We start from the raw sequence: 8,974 nt of genomic DNA, 5'->3' as shown, positions 1-8,974 counted from the left end.
CTCCCACAGGTACTGCACAACCTTCAGGGCTGGCGCTTTCCCTGTGGGAGCTGGCTTGCCGGCGATTGGGCCTGGCCTGCTCAAGGTCAATCCCGCTTCGCTTGCCACCCGCTATGCTTGTTACATGGCCCCACTGCAAAAGGATTGCTGTCCATGTCCCCGTTTTTGTCCCTGTTCGTGCCGGTTTTTCTGTTCCTGCTGTTGCTGACCGTTGGCTTCAGCATGCGCGAACGCAGTATCGGTGTGCTGATGATGTGGATCGGCACCTTGGGCATCTTTGGCCTAACCTGCTGGAAGATCCTCGAGAAACTGCCGACATAAACCTCTACACTCGGGCAATCGTTTGACCTGAGGTAGATTTGCCAGTGCCTGCCCTTCTGCGTTTCCTGTCCCTACTGTTCTTGCTGTTCATCACCCCGGTGCAGGCAGCGGGCCTGCCCGGCCTGCTGGGCAGCAGCGCGCCCGCGCAGCCGGAGGCCACCGAGCCACTGGGCAAGTCGCTGGACGAGGTGATCAAGAACCTCGAGAACGACCAGCAACGGGCCAAGCTGCTGGCCGACCTGAAAAAACTGCGCGATGCCACCCGGCAAACTCAGCCCAGTGTCGAGCAAGGTGTGCTCGGCCTGATCGGCGGTGCGCTGAGTGACTTCGAAAAACAGTTCAGCGGCGATGCCAGCCCTTTCCACCGCTGGGCGGCGGAAATCGAACAGGCCCAGGTCGAGCTGACCGAACTGATGGTGCCGGTGCACCAGTGGCCGGCCATCCTGTTCGGCTTTGCCGCGGTGATTGCCGTGTGGAGCCTGCTGGCCTACTTCTTCAACTGGGTCGGCCACCGCATACGCCTGCGGTTTGGCCTGAGTGAAGAACTGCCGCAACACCCACGCACCTGGGACCTGGTGCGCTTTGCCTTGCGCAAGCTGGGCCCCTGGCTGGTGGCGCTGGTGTTCACCGTGTACCTGAGCTTCGTGCTGCCGCCGTCACTGGGCAAATCGCTGGCCATGGTGCTGGCCTACGCGCTGGTGGTGGGCACCTGCTTCTCGGCGGTGTGCGTCATCGCCTTTTCGCTGCTCGACGGCCCGCACCGCCACCGTGCCCTGCATATCCTGCGGCACCAGGCGTTCCGGCCGCTGTGGCTGATCGGCAGCTTCGCCGCCTTTGGCGAGGCCATGAGCGACCCGCGCCTGCTGGTGGCGTTGGGTACCCACCTGGCGCATGCGCTGGCAACCCTGGCCAATGTGATTGCCGCCCTGTGTACCGGGCTGTTCATCCTGCGCTTCCGCCGGCCGATTGCCCACCTGATCCGCAACCAGCCGCTGTCCCGGCGCCTGACCCGGCGCACGCTCAGCGACACCATCGAGATCCTTGGCAGCTTCTGGTTCATTCCCGCACTGATCCTGGTGGCGATTTCACTGTTCGCCACCTTCGTTTCTGCCGGTGACACCAGCACCGCGCTGCGCCAGTCGCTGATGTGCACGGTGCTGGTGGTGGTGTGCATGGTGCTCAATGGCCTGGTGCGGCGGCATGCAGCCAACCCCAAGCGGGCGGCCAAGCGCCAGGCGGTATATGCCGAACGCCTGCGCAACTTTGGCTACCTGCTGGTGCACATCCTCATCTGGCTGCTGTTCATCGAGCTGGGCTTGCGCGTGTGGGGCCTGTCGATGATCACCTTCGCCGAGGGCGACGGTCACGACATCAGCGTGCGCCTGCTGGGGCTGGCCGGCACGCTGATCGTCGCCTGGCTGGTGTGGATTCTGGCCGACACCGCCGTGCACCATGCCTTGGTACGTTCGCGCCGGGGGCTGGCCAATGCCCGCGCGCAAACCATGATGCCTTTGATCCGCAACGTGATGTTCGTGGTCATCTTCATCATTGCCGTAATCGTGGCCCTGGCCAACATGGGCATGAACGTCACCCCGCTGCTGGCCGGTGCCGGCGTGATCGGCCTGGCCATCGGCTTTGGCGCGCAGTCGCTGGTGGCCGACCTGATCACCGGGCTGTTCATCATCATCGAAGACTCGCTGGCCATCGACGACTACGTGGATGTCGGCGGCCACCTGGGCACCGTCGAGGGGCTGACCATCCGCACCGTGCGCCTGCGCGATATCGACGGCATCGTGCACACCATTCCGTTCAGCGAAATCAAGAGCATCAAGAACTACTCGCGGGAGTTCGGCTACGCGATCTTCCGGGTGGCGATCCCGCACAGCATGAACATCGACCAGGCCATCACGCTGATTCGCGAAGTCGGGCAAAAACTGCGCAACGACCCACTGATGCGCCGCAATATCTGGTCGCCGCTGGAACTGCAGGGGGTGGAAAGCTTCGAGTCGGGTTCGGCGGTGTTGCGGGCACGGTTCAAGACCGCGCCGATCAAGCAATGGGAAGTGTCGCGGGCGTTCAACCTGGCGCTGAAGCGGCAGCTGGACGAGGCCGGGCTGGATCTGGCGACGCCACGGTTGTCGGTACAGGTGGTGACCGCTGGGGGTGGCGGGATGGCGGAAACCGGTTCCTCCAGTTAGCGCCTCTTCGCGGGCTTGCCCGCTCACACAGGGTAATCACAGTGTTCAAGGCCTGTGCAGTACCTGTAGGAGCGGGCAAGCCCGCGAAGCAGCCAACACCCTAGCCCGCCTGGGCACGAATACGAATGGCATCATGCCGCCAATACTCCAGGTCACAGTCGATCAGGTGCCCATACTGGTCACTGTTGACCCGGGTAATGTGCAGCCCCGGGCTCCCCGCCGATACTTTCAACGCCCCCGCCGCTTCAACTGGCAATGCCGTTGGCAGGATCTCGAAACACACCTGCCCATACTCGATGCCATACACCCGCCCATAGATCTCGGTCAGCGACTGCGCCAGGTCATGCTCGAGGATGTCCGGAAAATACCGGGGGGCGAGGTAGTGCTCGGCATACAACACTGCCCGCCCATCAATGCGCCGCAACCGGCAGATGCGCACCACACTGGACAACGCCGGCAACTGCAGGCGCGCGCAGATGGCCGCCGGGGCTGGCTGCAGCCGCGCCGACAGCAGCTCGGTGCTGGCCACGCGCCCTTGGGCGCGCACCATGGCATGGAAGTGGCTGCGTTCGATCAGGTCGTAGGTCAGGCGCTGCGGCGCCACAAACCAGCCGCGCCGCTCTTCGCGGTAGATCAGGCCCTGGGCTTCAAGCTGCACCAGCGCTTCACGCAGGGTAATGCGCGTGGTGCCGAACAGCTCGCTCAGCCGGCGCTCGGCCGGCAACTTGCCGCCCGGCTCCAGCAAGCCGTGCTCGATCTGCTCCTGCAGGGCATGGCAGATGGCTGTTACCGCACGCGGGGGCGTCGACTGCATCAAAAGGTTACCTATCTGGACTAGTCCAGCCCCACAAAGGGGCCTGTGAAGATTAGTGCAGCCTAGGCAGGGCTGATGAATATCCTGTGACAAGCGCCTGCCGCGACCCTTGCCAGAAACGCGCCAAGGCCGCCCGACCGGTTGAATTCCGTGGTCTACGCTTTAGTCGCAGGGCCGTTGCCGGTGTACCCCTACATCAAATTGTCACGCAAGCGGCCTACCTTGGCTCAAGGTTTGCTGACCTAGACCAACGGTCACCAGACAACCCCTTCACTCCTAACAACGATCGCTACAGGCACCCATACCAAGGAGCTTCGGATGAAAAAGTTGTTCATGGCGTCACTGCTCGGTTCGGCCATTACCCTGTGCACCTCGGCGCTGGCCGCCGGCCCTGACCTCAAGGCGCTGGAAGACGCCGCCCGCAAGGAAGGCACCATCAACAGCGTGGGCATGCCCGATGCCTGGGCCAACTGGAAAGGCACCTGGGAAGACCTGGCCAGCAAATATGGCCTCAAGCACAGCGACACCGACATGAGCTCGGCGCAGGAGCTGGCCAAGTTCGAGGCCGAGAAAGACAACGCCAGCGCCGATATCGGTGACGTGGGCGCCGCCTTCGGCCCGATTGCAGTGGCCAAGGGTGTCAGCCAGCCGTACAAGCCCAGCACCTGGGACCAGGTGCCGGCATGGGCCAAGGATGAAGACGGCCACTGGGCACTGGCCTATACCGGCACCATCGCCTTCATCATCAACAAGGATCTGGTCAAGGAAGGCGAACGCCCGAAAACCTGGCACGACCTGGAGAAAGGCAAGTACAAGGTCGCTATCGGTGACGTGAGTACCGCTGCCCAGGCGGCCAATGGCGTGTTGGCCGCGGCGATCGCTTACAAGGGTGACGAGAGCAACCTGGCCCCAGGCCTGCAACTGTTTACCAAGCTGGCCCAGCAGAAACGCCTGTCCCTGGCGAACCCGACCATCCAGACCCTTGAAAAGGGTGAAGTTGAAGTGGGCGTGGTATGGGACTTCAACGGCCTGAGCTACCGCGAGCAGATCGACCCCAAGCGTTTTGAAGTGCTGATCCCGGCCGACGGCTCGGTGATTTCCGGCTACACCACCGTCATCAACAAATATGCCAAGCACCCCAACGCTGCCAAGCTGACCCGTGAATACATCTTCAGCGACGCCGGGCAGATCAACCTGGCCAAGGGGCATGCACGGCCGATCCGGGCCGAGCACATGAAGTTGCCGGAAGACGTGCAGGCCAAACTGCTGCCCAATGAGCAATACAGTGCGGCCCAGCCGATCAAGAATGCCGAAGCCTGGGAAGCGACCTCGAAGAAGCTGCCGCAATTGTGGCAGGAGCAGGTGATCATCGAGATGGAATGAAGAAGCTTCAAGTAGCAAGCTGCAAGCTACAAGTGGAAGCCGGTGAGCGCCATGCCGGCTTCTTCTTGCAGCTTGCGGCTTGCAGCTTGCAACTTTCAGCTTTCAGCTAGAACCGCCTGCAGCTCATTGGGAGCCACCATGCAACACAACGTCATCCTGGTCCTGCTCGACGGCCTCAACTACCAGGTCGCCCACCATGCCATGGGCCACCTGCACGCTTATGTCGAGGCCGACCGCGCCGCGCTGTACCGCGTGGAATGCGAATTGCCATCGCTGTCACGGCCGTTGTACGAATGCATCCTCACCGGCGTAGCGCCCATCGACAGCGGTATCGTGCACAACGGCGTCAACCGCCTGTCCAACCAACGCAGCGTGTTCCACTACGCGCGCGAGGCCAACCTGGGCACGGCGGCAGCGGCCTATCACTGGATGAGCGAACTGTACAACCGCTCGCCTTTCGACCCGCAGCGCGACCGCCATACCCACGCCCCGAAGCTGCCGATCCAGCACGGGCTGTTCTATTGGGACGACCGTTACCCCGACTCCCACCTGCTGGCCGACGGCGAGTACCTGCGCCGGCGGCACGCCCCGAACTTTCTGCTGTTGCACCCCATGAGCATCGATGATGTCGGCCACCACCATGGCCTGGACAGCAGCCAGTACCGCAATGCCGCGCGCAGCGTGGACATCCTGCTGGCCGACTACCTGCCAGGCTGGCTCGAAGAGGGCTACCAGGTACTGGTCACTGCCGACCACGGCATGAACAACGACCGCTCGCACAATGGCTTGCTCACCGAGGAACGCGAAGTGCCGCTGTTCGTCTTTGGCGAAGCCTTCAGCCTTGACCCGGCCGCCAAGCCACAGCAGACCGAGCTATGCGGCACCATCTGCGAGCTGCTGGGCGTGGCGCACGACAAAACGGTATGCAGGGAGTTGCTCAAGTGAACCGCAGCCGCTACATGGCCTTGCTGTGCCTACTGCCGTTCGCGGCGTTCTTCGTCATCTTCCAGATCGCCCCGCTGGCCTGGGTGGCGATCAACAGCTTGCAATCGGAGGCTGGATGGGGCCTGGCCAACTTCAGCAAGGTGTTCACCTCTAAGTTCTACCTGCAGGCGTTGCAACGCAGCCTGGAGATCAGCTTCTGGTCGAGCCTGTTCGGTATCGTCATCGCGACCCTCGGTGCCTATTCGCTGCGCCAGGTAGACTCGAGGCTGCGCGACTTCGTCAGCGCTTTCGCCAACATGACCAGCAACTTCGCCGGGGTGCCGCTGGCCTTTGCCTTCATCATCCTGCTCGGTTTCAACGGCGCACTGACCCTGCTGCTGAAGCAGATCGGCCTGCTGGAAGACTTCAGCATCTATTCCAGAAACGGCCTGATCCTGGTGTACACCTACTTCCAGATCCCGCTGGGCGTGCTGCTGCTGTACCCGGCATTCGACGCACTGCGCGAAGACTGGCGTGAATCGGCAGCACTGCTGGGCGCCAGCCACTGGCAGTTCTGGCGGCACATCGGCCTGCCGGTGCTGACCCCGGCCCTGCTGGGCACCTTCGTCATCCTGCTGGCCAATGCCCTTGGCGCGTACGCCACCGTGTACGCGCTGACCACTGGCAACTTCAACGTACTGCCGATCCGCATCGCTGGCCTGGTGGCCGGTGACATCAGCCTCGACCCCAACCTGGCCAGCGCGCTGGCAATGGTTCTGGTAGGGCTGATGACGCTGGTCACGGTGGTGCACCAATGGCTACTGAAACGGAGCTACCATGCGCGCTGAAACCCGTGCCGGCGGCTGGTACCACCGCGCCGTGGTGTACCTGCTGTTCCTGATTCTGCTGTTGCCCCTGGCCGGCACCCTGCTCTACTCGCTGGCTACCAGTTGGTCGGCCAGCCTGCTGCCCAGCGGCCTGACGTTCAAGTGGTACATCGCGCTGTGGAGCGAACCCCGCTTCCTGGCGGCGTTCGGCCAGTCGCTGCTGGTCTGCGTGGGGGCGCTGCTGCTGTCGGTGGTACTGATCCTGCCGCTGTTGTTCGTGGTCCACTACCATTTCCCCAGGCTGGACGGGCTGATGAACATCCTGATCCTGCTGCCCTTCGCGGTACCGCCGGTGGTGTCGTCGGTAGGGCTGCTGCAGCTGTACGGCAGCGGGCCGATGGCCATGGTCGGCACGCCGTGGATCCTGATCGGCTGCTACTTCACCATCGCCCTGCCGTTCATGTACCGGGCGATCACCAACAACCTGCAGGCCATTCACCTGCACGACCTGATGGACGCCGCCCAGCTGCTCGGCGCCAGCACCTGGCAAGCCGCACTGCTGGTGGTGCTGCCAAACCTGCGCAAGGGCCTGATGGTGGCGCTGTTGCTGTCGTTCTCGTTCCTGTTCGGGGAATTCGTGTTCGCCAACCTGCTGGTCGGCACCCGCTACGAGACCCTGCAGGTGTACCTGAACAACATGCGCAACAGCAGCGGCCACTTCAACAGCGCGCTGGTGATTTCCTACTTCGCCTTCGTGCTGGTACTGACCTGGGTTGCCAACCGCCTGAACAAGGACAAGACCTGACATGAGCTTCGTCAGCGTACAGCAATTACACAAGCGCTATGCCGGCAACCCGGTTTTCGAGAACATCGACTGCCACATCGAGCGCGGCGAATTCGTCACCCTGCTCGGCCCCTCCGGGTGCGGCAAGTCCACGCTGCTGCGTTGCATCGCCGGGCTCACCCCGGTGGACCGCGGGCAGATCCTGCTGGACGGCCACGACATCGTGCCGCTGAGCCCGCAGCAACGCGGCATCGGCATGGTGTTCCAGAGCTACGCGCTGTTCCCCAACATGACCGTGGAGCAGAACGTTGCCTTTGGCCTGCGCATGCAGAAGGTCAAGGCCGAGGAATGCCAGCGGCGCGTGCGCGAGGCACTGGACCTGGTCGAGCTGGGCACCTTTGCCGGGCGCTACCCGCACCAGTTGTCGGGCGGCCAGTGCCAGCGCGTGGCCTTGGCCCGCTCGCTGGTCACCCGGCCACGCCTGTTGCTGCTCGACGAGCCGCTGTCGGCACTGGATGCACGTATCCGCAAGCACCTGCGCGAGCAAATTCGCGCGATCCAGCGCGAACTGGGGCTGACGACCATCTTCGTCACCCACGACCAGGAAGAGGCGCTGACCATGTCTGACCGTATCTTCCTGATGAACCAGGGGCGCATTGTGCAAAGCGGCGATGCCGAAACCCTTTACACTGCGCCGGTGGACCTGTTTGCCGCAGGCTTTATCGGCAACTACAACCTGCTTGACGCCGACAGCGCCAGCCGCCTGCTGCAACGCCCGATAGCCTGCCGCCTGGCGATCCGCCCGGAATCCATCACCTTGGGCCTGGCGGGTGAGCGCGACGCCGAGGTACGCAGCCATAGCCTGCTGGGCAACGTGATCCGCTACCGCGTTCAAGTGCGTGGCGTGGAACTGGTGGTCGACGTACTCAACCGCTCACCGGCCGACCTGCATGCAGACGGGCAACGGGTGAGCCTGTCGATCGACCCCACGGCGCTACGCGAAGTGGCCTAAGGAGATGCAACACGATGGCATTGGCAATTTTCGATCTGGACGAAACCCTGATCCACGGCGACTGCGCGTCGCTGTGGAGTGAACAGATGGCCCGGTTGGGCTGGGTCGATGGCAAGGAATTCCTGCGCCGCGACCATGAGCTGATGGAAGCGTACGGCAAAGGCCACCTGCAGATGGAGGACTACATGGCCTTCAGCCTGGAGCCGATTGCCGGGCGCACTTTGGAAGAGGTCGAGCACCTGGTGGAGCCGTGGGTTGAAGAGGTGATCGAGCCAATCATCTACGGCGACGCCTGCCGCTGCATTGCCGAGCACCGCAAGCGCGGTGACCGCATTCTGATCATTTCGGCTTCAGGCACGCACCTGGTCGGGCCGATTGCGGCGCGCCTGGGCATAGATGAATACCTGGCGATCGAGCTGGAGGCGGTGAACGGGGTGTATACCGGCAACACCCATGGGGTACTGACCTACCGCGAGGGCAAGATTACCCGGCTGTTGGAATGGCTGGACCAGGAGCAGGAGAACCTGGAGGGGGCGAGCTTCTATTCCGATTCGAGGAATGACCTGCCGTTGTTGTTGAAGGTGGATCACCCGTATGCGGTGAACCCGGATGGGGTGTTGCGCGAGCACGCCGAGAAGAATGGCTGGCCTATCTTGAGTTGGACTTGAGGGACATGGGGGCGCTTCGCGACACAAGGCCGCGCCTACAGGC

Annotated in this window: 9 protein-coding genes; 8 read left to right on the top strand and 1 reads right to left on the bottom strand. The window is 63.0% G+C overall.

Translation table 11 applies throughout. The features are described from left to right. Nucleotides 1–153 precede the first annotated feature (153 nt). Nucleotides 154–321 (top strand): hypothetical protein, encoded by a 168-nt coding sequence (locus G1E_RS28615; protein ID WP_009686254.1) that lies wholly within the window; start codon nucleotides 154–156, stop codon nucleotides 319–321. A 44-nt stretch (nucleotides 322–365) separates the two neighbouring features. Beyond that, nucleotides 366–2,519 (top strand): mechanosensitive ion channel family protein, encoded by a 2,154-nt coding sequence (locus tag G1E_RS06510; RefSeq protein ID WP_009686253.1) that lies wholly within the window; start codon nucleotides 366–368, stop codon nucleotides 2,517–2,519. A 100-nt stretch (nucleotides 2,520–2,619) separates the two neighbouring features. Here G1E_RS06510 and G1E_RS06505 read toward each other — a convergent pair whose 3' ends face one another. Continuing rightward, nucleotides 2,620–3,333 (bottom strand): UTRA domain-containing protein, encoded by a 714-nt coding sequence (locus G1E_RS06505; protein WP_009686252.1) that lies wholly within the window; start codon nucleotides 3,331–3,333, stop codon nucleotides 2,620–2,622. A 318-nt stretch (nucleotides 3,334–3,651) separates the two neighbouring features. Here G1E_RS06505 and G1E_RS06500 point away from each other — a divergent pair, with 318 nt between their 5' ends. The 6 genes from G1E_RS06500 to G1E_RS06475 all read left to right on the top strand — a co-directional run bounded on the left by G1E_RS06500 (nucleotide 3,652) and on the right by G1E_RS06475 (nucleotide 8,931). Beyond that, nucleotides 3,652–4,716: an ABC transporter substrate-binding protein gene (locus G1E_RS06500; protein WP_009686251.1), complete on the top strand. Its 1,065-nt coding sequence runs from the start codon at nucleotides 3,652–3,654 to the stop codon at nucleotides 4,714–4,716. A 138-nt stretch (nucleotides 4,717–4,854) separates the two neighbouring features. Continuing rightward, nucleotides 4,855–5,661, top strand: a complete 807-nt coding sequence (locus G1E_RS06495; RefSeq protein WP_009686249.1) for an alkaline phosphatase family protein — start codon at nucleotides 4,855–4,857, stop codon at nucleotides 5,659–5,661. Then, a complete protein-coding gene (locus G1E_RS06490) occupies nucleotides 5,640–6,488 on the top strand; it encodes an ABC transporter permease subunit (protein ID WP_047149706.1) in 849 nt (282 codons plus the stop codon). The genes G1E_RS06495 and G1E_RS06490 overlap by 22 nt, the downstream gene beginning before the upstream one ends. Continuing rightward, nucleotides 6,478–7,272 (top strand): ABC transporter permease, encoded by a 795-nt coding sequence (locus G1E_RS06485; protein ID WP_009686246.1) that lies wholly within the window; start codon nucleotides 6,478–6,480, stop codon nucleotides 7,270–7,272. The genes G1E_RS06490 and G1E_RS06485 overlap by 11 nt, the downstream gene beginning before the upstream one ends. Nucleotide 7,273: 1 nt before the next feature. Next, the gene (locus G1E_RS06480; RefSeq protein ID WP_009686245.1) at nucleotides 7,274–8,263 is read left to right on the top strand and encodes an ABC transporter ATP-binding protein; all 990 of its coding nucleotides are present in this window, start codon (nucleotides 7,274–7,276) and stop codon (nucleotides 8,261–8,263) included. A 14-nt stretch (nucleotides 8,264–8,277) separates the two neighbouring features. Further along, nucleotides 8,278–8,931, top strand: coding sequence for an HAD family phosphatase (locus tag G1E_RS06475; RefSeq protein ID WP_009686244.1), 654 nt, complete (start codon nucleotides 8,278–8,280; stop codon nucleotides 8,929–8,931). The last annotated feature ends 43 nt before the right edge of the window (nucleotides 8,932–8,974 follow it).

Source organism: Pseudomonas sp. TJI-51 (genome assembly GCF_000190455.2).
GTDB classification, from domain to species: Bacteria; Pseudomonadota; Gammaproteobacteria; order Pseudomonadales; family Pseudomonadaceae; genus Aquipseudomonas; species Aquipseudomonas juntendi.
The sequence above is the reverse complement of the archived record's forward strand: the minus strand, read 5'-3'. Positions and strand labels throughout refer to the sequence as shown.